This window comes from Nocardiopsis sp. NPDC007018 (assembly GCF_040635075.1).
In the GTDB taxonomy this organism is placed as follows: Bacteria; Actinomycetota; Actinomycetes; order Streptosporangiales; family Streptosporangiaceae; genus Nocardiopsis.
In genome coordinates this window covers 41,751-56,626 of the sequence record NZ_JBEYHA010000015.1, presented here as the reverse complement: position 1 = coordinate 56,626, position 14,876 = coordinate 41,751, and the positions used below count along the sequence as shown (strand labels likewise).

13 protein-coding genes are annotated in these 14,876 nt (G+C 73.1%); 7 read left to right on the top strand and 6 right to left on the bottom strand.

Going from position 1 to position 14,876, the window contains the following annotated elements; all coding sequences use genetic code 11:
* Window positions 1-201: 201 nt before the first annotated feature.
* Together ABZ635_RS11000 and dxr are read right to left on the bottom strand one after the other, a co-directional pair.
* The gene (locus ABZ635_RS11000; RefSeq protein ID WP_357762333.1) at window positions 202-1,557 is read right to left on the bottom strand and encodes a site-2 protease family protein; all 1,356 of its coding nucleotides are present in this window, start codon (window positions 1,555-1,557) and stop codon (window positions 202-204) included.
* A gap of 28 nt (window positions 1,558-1,585) precedes the next feature.
* Complete coding sequence (dxr, locus tag ABZ635_RS10995; RefSeq protein WP_357762485.1) at window positions 1,586-2,788, bottom strand: 1-deoxy-D-xylulose-5-phosphate reductoisomerase; 1,203 nt, start codon at window positions 2,786-2,788, stop codon at window positions 1,586-1,588.
* Window positions 2,789-3,122: 334 nt separating this feature from the next.
* Between dxr and ABZ635_RS10990 the strand changes: the two genes are divergently transcribed.
* The 4 genes from ABZ635_RS10990 to ABZ635_RS10975 all read left to right on the top strand — a co-directional run bounded on the left by ABZ635_RS10990 (window position 3,123) and on the right by ABZ635_RS10975 (window position 8,573).
* A complete protein-coding gene (locus ABZ635_RS10990; RefSeq protein WP_357762330.1) occupies window positions 3,123-4,793 on the top strand; it encodes a CocE/NonD family hydrolase in 1,671 nt (556 codons plus the stop codon).
* 192 nt (window positions 4,794-4,985) lie between these two features.
* On the top strand, window positions 4,986-6,062 hold the full coding sequence (locus tag ABZ635_RS10985; protein WP_357762327.1) for a trypsin-like serine protease: 1,077 nt from the start codon (window positions 4,986-4,988) through the stop codon (window positions 6,060-6,062).
* A 250-nt stretch (window positions 6,063-6,312) separates the two neighbouring features.
* Window positions 6,313-6,735 carry a hypothetical protein gene (locus tag ABZ635_RS10980; protein ID WP_357762324.1) on the top strand — a complete coding sequence of 141 codons (423 nt, stop codon included), beginning with the start codon at window positions 6,313-6,315 and terminating at the stop codon, window positions 6,733-6,735.
* A 47-nt stretch (window positions 6,736-6,782) separates the two neighbouring features.
* Window positions 6,783-8,573 (top strand): hypothetical protein, encoded by a 1,791-nt coding sequence (locus tag ABZ635_RS10975; RefSeq protein WP_357762483.1) that lies wholly within the window; start codon window positions 6,783-6,785, stop codon window positions 8,571-8,573.
* 24 nt (window positions 8,574-8,597) lie between these two features.
* Here the strand turns inward: ABZ635_RS10975 and ABZ635_RS10970 are convergent, their stop codons facing one another.
* Window positions 8,598-9,194, bottom strand: a complete 597-nt coding sequence (locus ABZ635_RS10970) for an HD domain-containing protein (RefSeq protein ID WP_357762321.1) — start codon at window positions 9,192-9,194, stop codon at window positions 8,598-8,600.
* Between the two features lie 51 nt (window positions 9,195-9,245).
* On the opposite strand from ABZ635_RS10970, the gene ABZ635_RS10965 reads away from it, so the two are divergent.
* Complete coding sequence (locus ABZ635_RS10965) at window positions 9,246-10,130, top strand: 3-methyladenine DNA glycosylase (protein WP_357762318.1); 885 nt, start codon at window positions 9,246-9,248, stop codon at window positions 10,128-10,130.
* 2 nt (window positions 10,131-10,132) lie between these two features.
* On the opposite strand, the gene ABZ635_RS10960 is transcribed toward ABZ635_RS10965, so the two are convergent.
* Together ABZ635_RS10960 and ABZ635_RS10955 are read right to left on the bottom strand one after the other, a co-directional pair.
* The gene (locus ABZ635_RS10960) at window positions 10,133-10,573 is read right to left on the bottom strand and encodes an SdpI family protein (RefSeq protein ID WP_357762316.1); all 441 of its coding nucleotides are present in this window, start codon (window positions 10,571-10,573) and stop codon (window positions 10,133-10,135) included.
* Window positions 10,574-10,583: 10 nt separating this feature from the next.
* On the bottom strand, window positions 10,584-11,003 hold the full coding sequence (locus ABZ635_RS10955) for a DUF393 domain-containing protein (protein ID WP_357762314.1): 420 nt from the start codon (window positions 11,001-11,003) through the stop codon (window positions 10,584-10,586).
* Window positions 11,004-11,108: 105 nt separating this feature from the next.
* Between ABZ635_RS10955 and ABZ635_RS10950 the strand changes: the two genes are divergently transcribed.
* Window positions 11,109-12,395: a sensor histidine kinase gene (locus ABZ635_RS10950; protein ID WP_357762311.1), complete on the top strand. Its 1,287-nt coding sequence runs from the start codon at window positions 11,109-11,111 to the stop codon at window positions 12,393-12,395.
* Window positions 12,395-13,123, top strand: a complete 729-nt coding sequence (locus tag ABZ635_RS10945; protein ID WP_357762308.1) for a response regulator transcription factor — start codon at window positions 12,395-12,397, stop codon at window positions 13,121-13,123. The genes ABZ635_RS10950 and ABZ635_RS10945 overlap by 1 nt, the downstream gene beginning before the upstream one ends.
* A gap of 5 nt (window positions 13,124-13,128) precedes the next feature.
* Here ABZ635_RS10945 and ABZ635_RS10940 read toward each other — a convergent pair whose 3' ends face one another.
* Window positions 13,129-14,751: a serine hydrolase gene (locus tag ABZ635_RS10940; protein ID WP_357762306.1), complete on the bottom strand. Its 1,623-nt coding sequence runs from the start codon at window positions 14,749-14,751 to the stop codon at window positions 13,129-13,131.
* Window positions 14,752-14,876 lie beyond the last annotated feature (125 nt).

The window sequence follows — 14,876 nt, the reverse complement described above, 5'->3', positions numbered from 1 at the left end:
CGCGCACACCGCGCCCGCGCGGGCGTCTTCCGGGAGATCCGTCCCGGTGGCCTCGGCCACGGCGGCGATCCCGGTACGCGACCCCCAGGTTACCCGCCCTTGGGGCGGCGCTCGGCCCTTCGTGGCCGCGCTCACACCAGTTCAACCGGTGTTCACCCCCTCAGGGGGTGCGGGGGGCGCTCCTGAGGGGGTGGCCGGAGATCATCCGAAGAGCCGGACCGGGTTGATGAGGTCGGCGACGAGCAGGATCACGCTGAACACCAGGAAACAGGCCACGATCACGTAGGCCACCGGTGTCAGCAGCGCGACGTCCACCGGACCGGGGTCGGGGCGTCTGAACAGCCGCGCCGTCCACTTCTTGACCGACTCCCAGACCGCCCCGGCCATGTGCCCGCCGTCCAGCGGCAGGATCGGCAGCATGTTGAAGGCGAAGAGGAAGAGGTTGACGCTGGCCAGGATGCTGATCATGATCGCGACGGTGTCGACCACGGGCAGGCCCTGCGACATGATCTCGCCGCCGATGCGGGAGATGCCGACGATGCCCACCGGGGAGTCCTCGGTGCGCTGTTCGCCCAGGAACGCCGCGCCGAACACCTCGGGGACCCGGCTGGGCAGGGCGATGATCGCCTCTCCGACCCCGACCAGCATGGAGCCGACCTCGGAGACCGACTCCCCCACACTCAGCGGCTGGCGCTCCTGGACGAACACCACGCCCAGGAACCCGACGACCTCGGTGGCGGCGACCCTGCGGCCCTGGTCGTCGTAGACGAGGTCGCCGTTCTCGTCGGTCTCGTAGACGATGTTGCCGTCGGCGTCCCGGGCGGGCAGTTCGTTCTCGACGATGTCGACGTCGGTGGTGAGGCGCTCACCGTCGCGCTCGACCACGAACTCGGTGCTGCCCAGGGACTGGCGGATCTGCCGGTTGACGGTGGCGCCCGTCACGGGCTCGCCGTCGATCGAGACGATGACGTCGCCGGGCTCCAGGCCCGCCTCGTGGGAGGGGGTGGGGGCGAAGGCGTCGGTGCACTCGGTGGCGGTGACCCCGGCCGGGACGACGCACTCGCGCACCGACCCGATCTGCGGGGTCTCCTTGTGCACGCCGATGCCCATGAAGAGCACGCCGAGGAGGATGACCGCGAGCATGAGGTTCATGCCCGGCCCGGCGAACATCACGATCAGGCGCTTCCAGGGGGCGCGCTGGTAGAACTGCCGGTCCTGGTCCTCGGGAGACAGCTCCACGAAGGAGGCCTCGCGGGCGTCCTCGGCCATCGCCCGCCACCGGGACATCTTCTTGGCCCCGGTGTCGGCCCGCTCGCGGGCGGGCGGCAGCATGCCGACCATGCGCACGAACCCGCCCAGCGGAATGGCCTTGATCCCGTACTCGGTCTCGCCCCTGCGCACCGACCAGAGCGTCTTGCCGAAGCCCACCATGAACTCGGTGCACTTGATCCCGAACGCCTTGGCCGCGGTCATGTGGCCGAGCTCGTGCCAGGCGATCGAGAGCAGCAGTCCCACGACGAACAGGACGATCCCGACCACCGTCAGCAGAACGACCATGCACCACTCCTCAAGCCGATGTCGGTCCTCAGCCGCGGGTGAGCAGCTCGCGCGCGCGGGTTCGGGCCCAGGTGTCAGCGGCGTACACGTCGTCCAGGGTCAGGGTCGAGGCTCCCGGACGGTCCGCCCTCTGGTGTTCAGAGACTACCTGGGACACGGTGTCCATGATCGCCGGGAACGCGAGGTTTCCCTTGAGGAAGGCGTCCACCGCCTCCTCGTTGGCGGCGTTGTACACGGCCGGGGCGGTGCCGCCCGAGGCGCCGACCTCGGCTGCCAGCCGCACGGCGGGGAAGGCCTCGTGGTCCAGCGGCTCGAAGGTCCAGCTCTGGGCGCGGGTCCAGTCCATGCCGGGCGCGGCGTCGGGGACGCGTTCGGGGGCGCTGATGCCGTAGGCGATCGGGATCATCATGCTGGGCGGGCTGGCCTTGGCCAGGGTGGTGCCGTCGACGTACTCGACCATGGAGTGCACGATCGACTGCGGGTGCACGACCACGTCGATCCGGTCGAAGGGCACGTCGAACAGCAGGTTGGCCTCGATCACCTCCAGGCCCTTGTTGACCAGGGTCGCGGAGTTGACGGTGATGACCGGCCCCATGCTCCAGGTCGGGTGGGCCAGGGCCTGCGCGGGGGTGACGTCGGCGAGTTCCTCGGCGCGTCGGCCGCGGAAGGGGCCGCCGCTGGCGGTGATCACCAGTCGGCGCACGTCGGAGCGGGCGGCGTGCACCAGGCCCTGGGCGGGGCTGGTGAGCTCGCCCTCGGGCAGGTGGGGGAAGCACTGGGCGAGGGCGTAGTGCTCGGAGTCGACCGGGACGATCTGGCCGGGGGCGGCCAGGTCGCGCACGAGCGGCCCGCCGATGATGAGGGACTCCTTGTTGGCCAGTGCGAGGGTGGTCCCGGCGCGCAGCGCGGACAGGGTGGACTCCAGGCCCAGGGCACCGGTGATGCCGTTGAGGACGACGTCGCAGGGGTGCCCGGCGAGCGCGGCGACGCCCTCGGCGCCGACCAGCACCTCGGCCTCGGAGCCCTGCTCGCGCAGGAGGCGGGTCAGGTCGGCGGCCCGGGCCGGGTCCGCGACGGCCACGCGCCCGACCCCGAGCTCGACCGCCTGCTTGGCGAGCAGGTCGGTGCGGCCGCCCCCGGCGGCCAGCCCGACCACCCGGAAGCGTCCGGGGTTGCGCTGGACGATGTCGACGGCCTGGGTCCCGATCGAACCGGTGGAGCCGAGGATCACTACTGTTCGCTGCTGTTCTTCTCGCACCCGCCCATTGTCGCGCACCCGGCGCGCCGCCGCCGGGGCCTGTGGACAACCCGCGGGGAACGCGGGGCGAACCCCGGGGGCGCGGTCCCGGCGCGGCGGCCCCGGGCACGGGCGCGCGGTACGGCACGGGCGCGTCCGTGTGACGGGGTCTTTACAACGGGCTCCGGATCACCTAACTTGACTGGCGAGTAAGTTACCTCACAGTAGAGTGCGGTGCCGATCACGTGCGGCACCCCCGGCCCCTTCCGACGGCGTCGGCGCGAGCGACCGTCGGAGCCTCCCCGCCCCCACCCCCGAGGTTCCCGCCATGCCCCCAGCCAGCACGCGCTCCGTCAGTACGCGTTCCTCCTCCCCCGCGCGCGTCCCGCTCCGCGCGCGGTTCCACACCCTGTCCACCGCGGCCGTGGCCGCCGCCGTCGCGGTCGCCGCGCTGTCCCCCGCCCCCGCCTCCGCCGTCACCGTCGCCTCGACCATCGGCTACGAGACGATCGTCAGCCACGACGGCACCGAGCTCAAGGCCAAGGTCATCACCCCCACCGGCACCGAGGGCCCGCACCCGCTGCTCGTGATGCCCTCCGCCTGGGCCACCCCGCACATCCTCTACGTCGGCGCGGCCAAGAAGCTGGCGGAGGAGTCCGGATACCAGGTCGTCGCCTACTCCTCGCGCGGGTTCTGGGACTCCGGCGGCGGCATCGAGGTGGCGGGGCCCGAGGACCGGGCCGACGCCAGCGCCGTGATCGACTGGGCCCTGGAGAACACCGGGGCCGACCCCGACCGGATCGGTATGGCCGGCATCTCCTACGGCGGCGGCATCAGCCTGCTCACCGCAGCCGAGGACGACCGGGTCCGGGCGGTCGGCTCCATGAGCGGCTGGGCCGACCTGGAGGCCTCCCTCTATCCCAACGCGACCATCGACGTGCAGTCCGCCGAACTGCTGCTCCTGGCCGGGAACCTACTCGGCACCCCCGGGGAGTCCCTCAGGGAGATGGAGCGCGAGTACCGGCGCGGCAACGTCGACCCCATCCTGGAGATGGCCCCGGACCGCTCCGCCGCCACCAAGGTGGACCGGATCAACGCCAACGGCACCGCCGTGATGATGGCGCACGGCTGGAACGACGGCATGTTCCCCGCGGGGCACATCGCCGACTTCTACGAGGAGCTGACCGGCCCCAAGCGGCTCATGCTCACCCCCGGAGACCACGCCACCCCCGAGGCCTTCGGCGCGGTCGGGCTGCCCAACGAGGTGTGGGAGGACCTGGCCCGCTGGTTCGACCACCACCTGAAGGGCGAGGACAACGGCGTCGACGCCGAGGAACCGGTACGGGTGAAGCCCAACAACGGCTCGGGCGGGTGGACCTCGCACGCGGACTGGCCCTCGGTGACGGCGTCGGCCGACGAGTACCACCTCGGTGAGCCCAGCTCCAGCTGGGGTCGCTGGCGGAGCGAGGGCGCGATGGGCACCGAGCCCGCCACGGGCTGGGAGTACGGCTTCCGCACCGGGATCGGCACGACCGCCGAGAGCGGCACGGTGATCCTCTCCGGGGCCCTCCAGCAGTTCTTCGACGTGCCCACCGGCGTGCTGCTGCCCACCGTGGACCGGTACCGGGCCGCCGTGTGGACCAGCCCCGTCTACCCCGAGGGCGCCCGGGTGGCCGGGACCCCCGAGGTGACCTTCACCGTCACCCCGACCGTCGCCGACCAGTCGGTCCTCGTGTACCTGTACGCGATCAACGACCGGGGCACCGGCTCCCTGCTCAGCCACGCCCCGTACACCCTGCGGGGCGCGACCCCCGGCGAGCCGGTGACGGTCGACACCGAACTGTCCTCGGTGGTCTGGGACGTCCCCGCGGGGCAGCGGCTGGCCGTGGTCGTGGACAGCCGGGACGCCCGGTACGTGAACGAGAGCCGGATCGGGGACAGGGTCACGGTGAGCTCTCCGGAAGAGGCGCCGACCCGGGTCACCATCCCGCTCGGGTAGACACCGGTGCCCCCGGACGCGGGGTTTCGGCGCTCATCGGCGCCGAAACCCCGCGTTCCGGTCAACGCACCGCCACGTGTCGGGCGGCCCCGCCCGACTCCGCGCGAGGTCGGGCGGCCGTCTTCCCGAGAAAGCCGCGACACAAACCCAAAGTAGTTATCGCGTTACTCCAAGTGTGCGAAGATCAGGGGCATGACCTCGCCCACCGCACGCAGGATCTTCGCCCCGCTGGCCGCAGCCGCGGTCGCCCTCGGGGGTCTCGCCCTCATCGACCACCTGCCCGCCCCGGCCGCCGCCGTCTCCCACGCCGTCCACTCCTCCGCCGCCCTCCCGGACGCCCTCGCCCGGGGGGGACCCGCTCCACAGAGCGCCGCCCCCCATTCCCGTATGGACGGGGTCGTCCACCAGACCGGGGCCGTGACCAACGAGCAGCGCACCGCCGTCCTCGACTACTGGACGAGCGACCGCATGGCCGCCGCCCAGCCCATCACCAGCCTCGTCGAGTCCACCCTCGGGCTGACCGAACCGCTCCAGAGCTCCGCCGGGACCGAACCGCAGGCCTCCAGCCCCAACAGCGACGGCGACCGCTGGAACGACGGCGGGAAGGTCACCAGGACCACCGGCAAGGTCTACCTGACCATGGACGGCCGCGACTTCACCTGCTCGGCCTCGGTCGTGGACTCCGCCAACCGCAGCACCCTGGTCACCGCCGGGCACTGCGCCAAGGACGGGAAGGGCTCCTGGGCCCAGAACTGGACCTTCGTCCCCGGCTACTCCTCCGGGGACAGCCCGCACGGCAAGTTCACCGCCCGCGACCTCATGGTCGTCCCGCAGTGGTCCAACCGGGCCGACGACAGCTACGACTTCGCGATGGTCGTGCTCAACGAGGACGGCGGGACCGCGGTGCAGGACCGCGTCGGCGCCCAACGGATCTCCTTCGACACCTGGACCGAGCAGAGCGTGTCCAGGGGCGTGCAGGTGTACACCTTCGGTTACCCGGCCGCCTCCCCCTACAACGGCCGCGAACTCCACTACTGCTCCGGCCGGACCGTCGCCGACACCGGCGGCACCACCGCCAACGGGGTGCGCTGCACCATGACCCAGGGCTCCAGCGGCGGACCCTGGTTCTCCGGCTTCGACCCGGCCACCGGCACCGGCACCATCTCGTCCGTGGTGAGCTTCAAGTACGCCGACGACCGCGGCACCCAGTACGGGCCCCGCCTGGGCACCGAGGCCCGCGACCTCTTCGACCACGCCTCGAAGCTGTAGGACGCCGCGCACGAGGGGTGCCACGGGGGCGGCGGCCGCACACCGGCCGCCGCCCCCGTGCGCGTCGCGCCGTGGCCCCTACGGGTCGATCCCGGTCAGCACCGGCGCCCGCTCGTGGGTGCGGTCGGTCATCGCCGCCCGCCGTCCCTCCGGTGGAGGGGTTGCGGACGGTCATCCCGGTGGCGCACGCGCACGGAAAGTGTCGGCCCCGCCGACCATCCTGGGAGCAGTCGACCCACCAGGAGCCCCCTTGAGCGTCAGCCTGTACTACAGCGCCCGCCGCGACACCCCGCTCAGCGACACCGAACGCGCCGCCGTGGACCGGATCACGGCCGAGGGCGAGCGGGCGTTGGCCGCCCACGCCGAGCGCCTGCTGCCCGAGTGGATCGCCCTGGGAGAGGTCACCGACCCGGCCCTGGGACCCCCCGAACTCTTCGAGCCCCTGGCCCCGTACGCCGTGTACGCGGGCGCCGGAGAACTGTTCGCCGGGGCCAGCAAGCTCTCCCACTCCGCGAGCGGCCCCCTGCCCGTCATGGCACACCTGCGCCACTACCTGGCCGCCCTCGCCCGGCTGCGCGAGGAGATCCCCGGAGCGCACTGGCGTGTGGCGATTGATGACTTGGCCGTTCCTTGGGTAAACGGAGAGTACGACCTGGAGGCCGCGGGGCGGTGACCCGCACCCCCGGGTCCGCAGCAGCCGACGGGAACCCGGGGGTGCCCTTGCCGCTCGTCTACCGCACGATGGTCGCGGTCCACCACGACGGCGACCTGGTCGCGGTCGCCTCCTCCGTCCTGTCCCGCTGGCTGAGCAAGCGCGGCAACTCGGGGGCGCGGGTCGACTTCACCGCTCCGGGCCGGTACGAGCTGAGCAACCGCTCCCGTGCGCTGGTGGTACGCCACCACAACGCCGACGAGGGCCTGACCTTCCTGCGGCTGACCACCGAGTCCGACAAACCCGAGGGTGTGTGGCGCACGCTGGCCACGGTGGTCGTGGACCCCGAACTCTCCCCGTGGAGCCACGTGTGGATCGACATGACCGTCGACCCCGCCGGCCCCGCCGCCCCGAACGCCCCCCGCCCCGACGTGATGCCGCCCGAGGTCGCGCGCATGCTGCTGGAGGCGGTCGACGCCCACGACGGTGCCCATCCCCTGCCGTCCTCTCCCCGGATCGTGCGGGGACACGACGACGGGGACGTGGCCGCCCTCCTCTCGACCATCCACGACCCGCTGCGCCGTCTGGCCATCGTGGCCACCGGCGCGCCGCGCGACGTCACCGTGGCCAGCTGGCGCGCGTCGATGGCCGGGGCCCTGTCACGGTGCACCGGCATGTGCGCCGGATACGTCCTGGACGGGGCCGCACTGGACCGGGTGGGCGCGCTGCTGCCCCGCGGCCTCGACGTGCCCCCGGGCGGAGTGCGCACCCTCCTGCCGGGCGTGGACCCGGCCGACGCCTCGGACGCCCGGCGCCACCCCCGGATGAGCCCCAGCACCCTCGACACGGCACGCGACGGCGAACGCGTGCGCAACTGGGTGGGCGCGGCCCTGTCCAGGCGGGTGCGCGACAACGCGCTCGGCCTGGGCCTGCCCGACGCGCTCCGGGCGATCGACGGCCTTCTCACCGAGGAGACCGAGGACCTGCGCCGGGGTCCGCGCACCCGTGCCCCCGTTCCCCCACGGGCACCCACAGGATCGGGGAACGTCATCGCACACCAGTCGGAACACGACTCCGCCTCCTCCCTGGAGCGCGCCGCCGCCCAGGCCCAGGAACACCAGGTGCGGCGGCTCCGCGAGGAGGTGCGCAGGCTCAACGCGCGGATCGGGGAGCTGTCGGAGGAACACCAGGCGGCGCTCGCCGAGAACTCCGACCTGGCCGAGGAGCTGGCGCTGGCCCGGGAGGAGCGTCGATCCGCCCGGTTCGAGGCGCGGTGGCTGCGCGACCGTGTGCGGGAGGAGGGCCTGTTCCGACTGGCCGCCGAACCGGCCCCGCGCGACACCGAGCTGCGACCGCCGTCCAACGTCGTGGAGCTACTGGAGCGCATCACCGACGGTTCCGCGCTGCCGCACCTGTTCTTCACCATCGAGGACCAGACGGTGCGCGAACTCTCCGACAGCCGCAAGGAGGGGCTGTGGGTGACTCGCGCCTGGGAGGCCCTGCTGGCCCTGAACGACTACGCCCGCTACCAGTTCGACAACCCCGGGAGCGGACTGGGGTTCCACTCCTACCTGCGCGAACCGCCGAACGGGTACCGGGTCATCCCGGTGAAGCGGCTGGCCTCGCAGGAGTCGGACCACGTCCGCAACCGGGGCAAGCTCCACGAGAAGCGGGTCTTCCGGGTACCGGCCGAGGTGGAGCCGGACGGCCGGGTCCCGATGTACGCGCACATCAAGCTGGACACCGAGTACGGCATCTGTCCGCGGCTCTACTTCTTCCCGCACCTGGGCCCGGACACCACCAACCGCGTGTACGTGGGCTACCTGGGAAGGCACCTGCCGGTGCAGCAGTCGAACTGAGCGCCGCGCCCCGCGCCGGAGCGGTCAGACCAGGGCGTGCCCGTGGGCGCGGGACAGGGCGGCCAGGTCCGGTTCCCCGTAGCGCTCGACCAGCTCCCGGAAACGGCGTTCCTTCTCCGGTCCGAAGCGGCGCACCTTGGCGGCGTAGGTCGCGGCGGTGAGGAAGACCGGCGGTTCGCTCTTGCTGTGGAACTTGTCGGCGTACATCACCAGCTCCTCCTCCGGGGTCTCGGCGAGGTAGTCCGCGACGGGGACCGGCAGGCCCTGGGAGACGACGTCCTCACGGGTCACACCCACGCCCGTGTGGTGCGAGCAGAACCGGCACAGGGTCCGGGACCACCCCTCCTCCGCCAGCAGCCCGTGGCCCAGCACCCCGTGGCTGACGTAGCGGGGGCCGTCGATCACCCCCCGCGCGTCCATCAGCCGGTAGACGCCGACGTCGTGGAGCAGACACCCGGCACGGACCAGATCGGCGTTCACACCCCGGTCCCCGCGGTCCAGGAGCAGTTCGGCCACCTCGCACACCGCCCGGCAGTGGGAGTACACGCGCTCGAAGGCCTCGGCCGTGGGCGCGTGGCGCTCGTGGAGGGCGCGGATCTGTTCGTCGGTGGGAATCTGCACCCCAGCAGCCTAGGGCAGGGCCGGGGACCGGCCGCGCGTACCCTGGGTGCCGTGACGGGAACGAGGACCGCGGCCGTGGCAGGCCTGGCGGAGACGGAGTGGCGCGAGCGCGCCGAGCTGCACGCACGGCGGGTCGACGCCCTGGTCGGCGACCACGTCCGGCGCCGGAGCGCCGGGGAGCGCCACCCCGTCGAGGACTTCCTGTTCACCTACTACAACCTCAAGCCCGCACAGCTGCGGCGCTGGCACCCCGGGGCGGGGACGGTACTGCTGGGCGGGGGCGCCCGCGAACGGCTCTCCGAACGCTTCTACGCCGAGCGCTCGGGCGGGGTGGGACTGGACGTCCCCGCCTTCCTGGCCGCCCGGCCCGTGCTGGACTTCGTGGAGCGGCTGTTGTCGGCGGTGGCCGAACGCCCCGCCCACCTGGGCTGCTTCGGGCTGCACGAGTGGGCGATGGTGTACCGGACCGAGGAGGTCCGACACGGGCAGGTCCCCCTCCGGCTCGGGCACGCGGGCACCGACCGGGTCGTGGAGTCGCACCGGGTCCAGTGCTCGCACTTCGACGCGTTCCGGTTCTTCACCGGCCCCGCGCGCCCCCTCAACGTCCTCCAGCCCTCCCGGGAACGCCAGACCGAACTCGACCAGCCCGGCTGCCTGCACGCCAACATGGACCTGTACAAGTGGGCGTACAAGCTCACCCCGGCGGTCCCCTCGGAACTGGTGGCCGACTGCTTCGAGCTGTCGAAGGAGATCCGCGTACTGGACATGCGCGCCTCCCCCTACGACCTGCGCGCGTGGGGGTACGACCCGGTACGGATCGAGACCGCCGAGGGCAAGGCCGCCTACATGGAGTACCAGCGGGACTTCGCCGAACGCGGCGCGGTGCTGCGCGGACGGGTCCTGGACGTGTGCCGGGCCCTGCGCGCGGCGGCCTGAGCTCAGGGCAGGTCCGCCCGGCCCGCCTCACGCGCCTCGCGTTCCCGCGCCACCCGGTGGGCCCGGAGCACACCGGTGAGGAGCACCACCGTGGAGGCTCCGATCGGGACGAGCACGGCGGCGGCCTGGCCTTCGGGGGTGGCAGCCAGCGGCAGCCAGAACAGTCCGGGCAGACAGACCAGACCGGCGGCGACGTTCCAGCGAGCCGCGGCCTTGTGCACCGCGTACCAGGCGGACTCGCTGGAGCGGGTGTAGGCCGTGCAGATACCGACGAACGGGCTGGGACGCAGCCCGCGCCGCCCCCCTTGGACACCGACGTACACCAGGACGGCCGTGACGAGTAGTAGGCATCCCGCCATGGCCAGGGCCGCGAACGGGGGCATCATCTGGTCGGTCGCGGCCTGGAGCGTCGTCGGCCCCGGGGCCGGAGGCGGGTGGCGCACGGGGTGGTCCTCACTTCGCGGTCGGCAGGGTACAGGAGGAGGTTCCGCCGGGGAGGCGGTGCCGGTTCGCGGCCACGACCCGGTAGACGGCGCGGTTCACGACCCGCGCACCGGGCAGCAGAAGGAACCGGCCGAGGACCCGGGTCGGGCGCCCGCCCCCCAGGAGCACCCCGGCGACGGCGTCGCCCCCGGCCAACCGCCGCCCGTCCGGATAGACGATCCAGGCACGCGCGTCGGTCTGCTCCGGCGTCAGCCCCAGAGCGGGCAGGTCGCAGTCCTGCCAGGCCGCGAAGGCGGTGCGGGTGCGCAGGCGGTCCCGGGCGAACGCGACCGCGCGCTGGCAGAAGCCGCAGTCCCGGTCGTACAGGAACAGCCCGGAACCGGACGGTGCGTGCGCGCCCGACCCGGATGTCGGCGATTCCTCTCCCATACCCCCATCCTTACCCCCCGAGGACCCCGTGGACAGTCACCGGTGTCATGGGACATCCGTCATACTCCCTTCGCGCGGGGACGCCGCCTTTGGGAGGGTGGGGCCATGACCGATCTCCCTCGGCGGTCGCTGGTCGACCTCCTGGACCCGCGCGGCCCCCGCCCGCGTCCCGTCGCGCACCTCGTGTTCGGGTCCGTGGTGCTGAGCTACGTCCTGGTGCGCTCCCTCAACGCCCTGGCGGAGGGCCGGTTCGTCCCCGCGCACTTCGCGTACCCCGACCCCGTCTTCCTCCTCATGCTGGGTGCCCTGGTGCCGGTGTGCGCGCTGTGGCCGTTCACCGCGTGGGAGCCCGGCGCCCCGGCACCCCGACGGGCGGCCACCGTGGCCTTCCTGGTCTCCTGCACGGTGGTCATGCCGCTCACCGCCGAGTTCGGTCTCCACGGTCTGGTCGCCGTCGCCCTCGCCCTGGCACTGTGCGCATTCGGCCTACGCGGCGGCCTGGCCATGGCCGTGGTGTTCGCGCTGCTCAACACCGTCCTGGGCCTGGCCGGTCTGGCGTTCGGCTACGCGCTGTTCAACGGGGCCCTCCTGCTGCTCTACGGACTCGGGGTGCTCACCGCCGTGCGGGCGCTGGTCGGCGCGGCCCGGCAGGCCCACCGCACCCGCGAACTCCTGGAGGAGCTGGAACAGGCCCACGAGCTCCTGCGCGCGCACGCCGCCCGCGACCGGGAGCGCGCGATCGCCGACGAGCGGGACCGGATGGCCCGGGAGATGCACGACAGCACCGGCCACCACCTCAGCGCCGTCCACCTGTGCCTGGTCAACGCCGAGCGGGCGGTCGCCGCCCTACCCCCGGACCTGCCGCCCGACCTCCTGGACGGCCTGCGCGAGGACGTCGGCCAGGCCCGCAGGCTCACCAAGGAGACCCTGGCCGACACCCGCCGCTGGGTGCGGGCGCTCAAACCCGTCGCGCTCACCGAACGCTCGGGGGCGGCCGCCCTGCGCTCGCTCACGGACTCCTTCGGCGAACTCGGAGTGGCCACCTCCTTCACCAGCGGCGGCGCGTGGCCCGAGGACCTGGACGCCGAAGCCGAGCTGGTCGCCTTCCGGTGCGTACAGGAGGCGCTGACCAACGCGCTGCGCCACTCCGGAGCAAGCCGGGTCGACGTGGACGTGCGCACCGGAGCGCGGGCGCTGGAGCTGGTCGTGGCCGACGACGGGAGGGGGCCGGACGACGGTGCCCCCGGCTTCGGGCTGACCGCGCTGCGCGAGCGCCTGACCGCACTGGGTGGAACCCTGGAGACCGGGCCCCGGGCCGGAGGCGGGTTCGAACTCCGTGCCCGGCTGCCGCTCACGACCAACGAACGCGCACGGGAACTGGAGGCGGCGTGATGTCGAGGCCCCACCACGAAGGGGAACGGGTCCGGGTGCTCCTGGTGGACGACCACCGGATCGTCCGCCGGGGCATGGCCCGGCTGCTGGCCTCGGAAGCGGACATCGAGGTGGTGGGCGAGGCCGAGGACGGGGTGGCCGCCCTGGAGCTGCTCGACTCCCCCGAACTCGCCCGACCGCCCCACGTGGCCCTCGTCGACGTGCACATGCCGCGCATGGACGGCACCGCCCTGCTCGCGCGGCTGGCGGCGCGCCACCCCGACGTGGCGGCTGTCGTGCTGACCAGCTTCGACGAGGACGAGCACCTCTTCGCCTGCCTGCGGGCGGGTGCGAAGGGGTACCTGCTCAAGGACGCCGAACCCGAGGAGGTCGCCGAGTCCGTCCGCCGCGCGGCCCGGGGCGAGACCCTCCTGCTCGGGCACGCCGCCGCCCGGATGGTCGCCGCACTGACCAGAACCCCGGGGGCGGCGGAACCCGGTGCGGCCGGGGCCCGCCCGACCCCCGCCCGGCGCGGCGGCGCGGACGACCACGGTCTCACCGGACGCGAACTCGACGTGGTGCGCCTGGTCGGGTCCGGGGCCAGCAACCGCGAGATCGCCCGCGCCCTGTTCCTGTCCGAGGGAACCGTGCGCAACCACGTCACCCACGTGCTGCGCAAGCTCGGTCTGCGGGACCGCACCGCCCTCGCCCTCTGGTTCACCTCGCGGGAGGGCGACCGGGACCGCTGAGGCCGTCAGCCCCAGGCGACCGCGGCACCCCAGGCCATGAGGCCTCCCAGGGCGAGCGAGAACAGCACCGACACGGCGAACACCGGTACGTGCAGCCAACGCCACCGTCCCGCCTCCACCGGAACCCGGCTCCAGTGCCAGGACCCCACCACGACCGACGCCGCGATCAGCCCGACCCCCAGCGCCCACACGACCACGGGGGTCGCCACCCAGCCACCCAGCCGCGCCGCGAACAGGCTCCAGGCCACGGCCCCGAGAGTGAGCGACACCAGACGCAGCCGGTCGAGCGGCCGTTGCGTGACCAGGGTGCGACGGCGCAGCGTCAGGGACAGCAGGAGCAGGGCGGGCAGCAGCACCATGAGCAGGGTCTGGGACAGCGCGATCCACGCCGGAACCCCCTGCACCCTCTGCGGGTCCTCCCCCAGCAGCTGGAAGCCGAGCGCGGGCGCCTCCACACCGAAGCTGTTGGCCATGATCACCACCGAGCGCTCCCCGTCCGTGGCGACCATCGTGCGGGTGCCGTTGGTGCCGCCGCTGTGCCAGGTCACCAGGCCGACGTCGGGGACTTCCAGCAGATGCCAGCCCAGTGCCATACCCAGCCCCTCCATGCCCGTCCCCGGAGCGGCGGCCTCCACCTCCTTGTAGACCGGTTCCAGTGCTCCGATGCCCGGGGCCTCGCCCTCCGCCACAGCGGTCATGAACCGGACCAGGTCCTCGGGGGTGCTCCAGGTCGCGACCCCGGCGGCCGCGTAGTCGGTGTTGCGCCAGTCCTCGTTGCGCGCCCCCGGCTCACGGTGCGGACCCGCGGCGCCCTCGGGCACCCCCGAACCGCTGATCACCGTGGCGTCCATGCCGAGCGGCTCCAGCACCCGCTCGCGCACGAGCTCCGGGTAGGGCGTCCCGGACTCGGCGGCCAACGCCTCCCCGAGGAGCGCGTACCCGGCGTTGCTGTACATGTGGCGGCCCGGGGCCAGGGGCGCGGCGGAGGCCGCGAACTCCAGCGGCGGGTGCGCCGTCCGGTAGGTGTCACCCGTCGCCAGGCCCCGCAGCGTGCCGAGCCATCCGGTCTCGACCTGGGTCACGAACCCGGCGTGGTGGGTGGCCAGGTCCTCCAGGGTGGCCTCGGCGAAGGCCGGGTCGCCGAACTCGGCGTCGGGGAACACCTCCTCCAGGGTGCGGTCCAGTGAGGTCTCCCCTCGGTCCACCATGTCCGCCAGGGTCATCGCGGTGAGGGTCTTGAACACCGACGCGGTCTCGAACCGGGTGTCCGGAGTGATCGGGGCCGCGCCGTCGGCGGTCCCCGCCGTCACCCACTCGACCCGGTCCGGGGCGTCGTTGCGGAATCGGGCGACCGCCAGCCCCTGGATCTGGCCCGTGTCCAGGGCGGCGGCCACGTCGGCGGCCAGGGCGTCGTCACCCTCCAGCTCCACCGCCGCGACCGGCGCCCGGTGCGGGAGCAGGGGAAAGAGCAGGTGGGCCGCCAGGGCCGCGGCGGTGCCGATCACGAGGGCCGTCAGCAGCACTCGGCGGGGCGCGGCCTGCGCCCTGGGCCGTCGGTGGCGCTCGGGAGCGGGCGGGTCGGTGACCGGCGGGTCCTGCGGGGGGTGCTGCGTGTCAGAGGAGGTCATGGTCCCGATTCTTCGGCCGGGCCCGCTGCGGGCGAAAGTCACGGAGGTCATGCCCGTGTCACGCCCCGCACCCGTGACACGGGGAACGGGTCCGGAGAAAACCGGTGGTGCACGTGGCGGAGGCC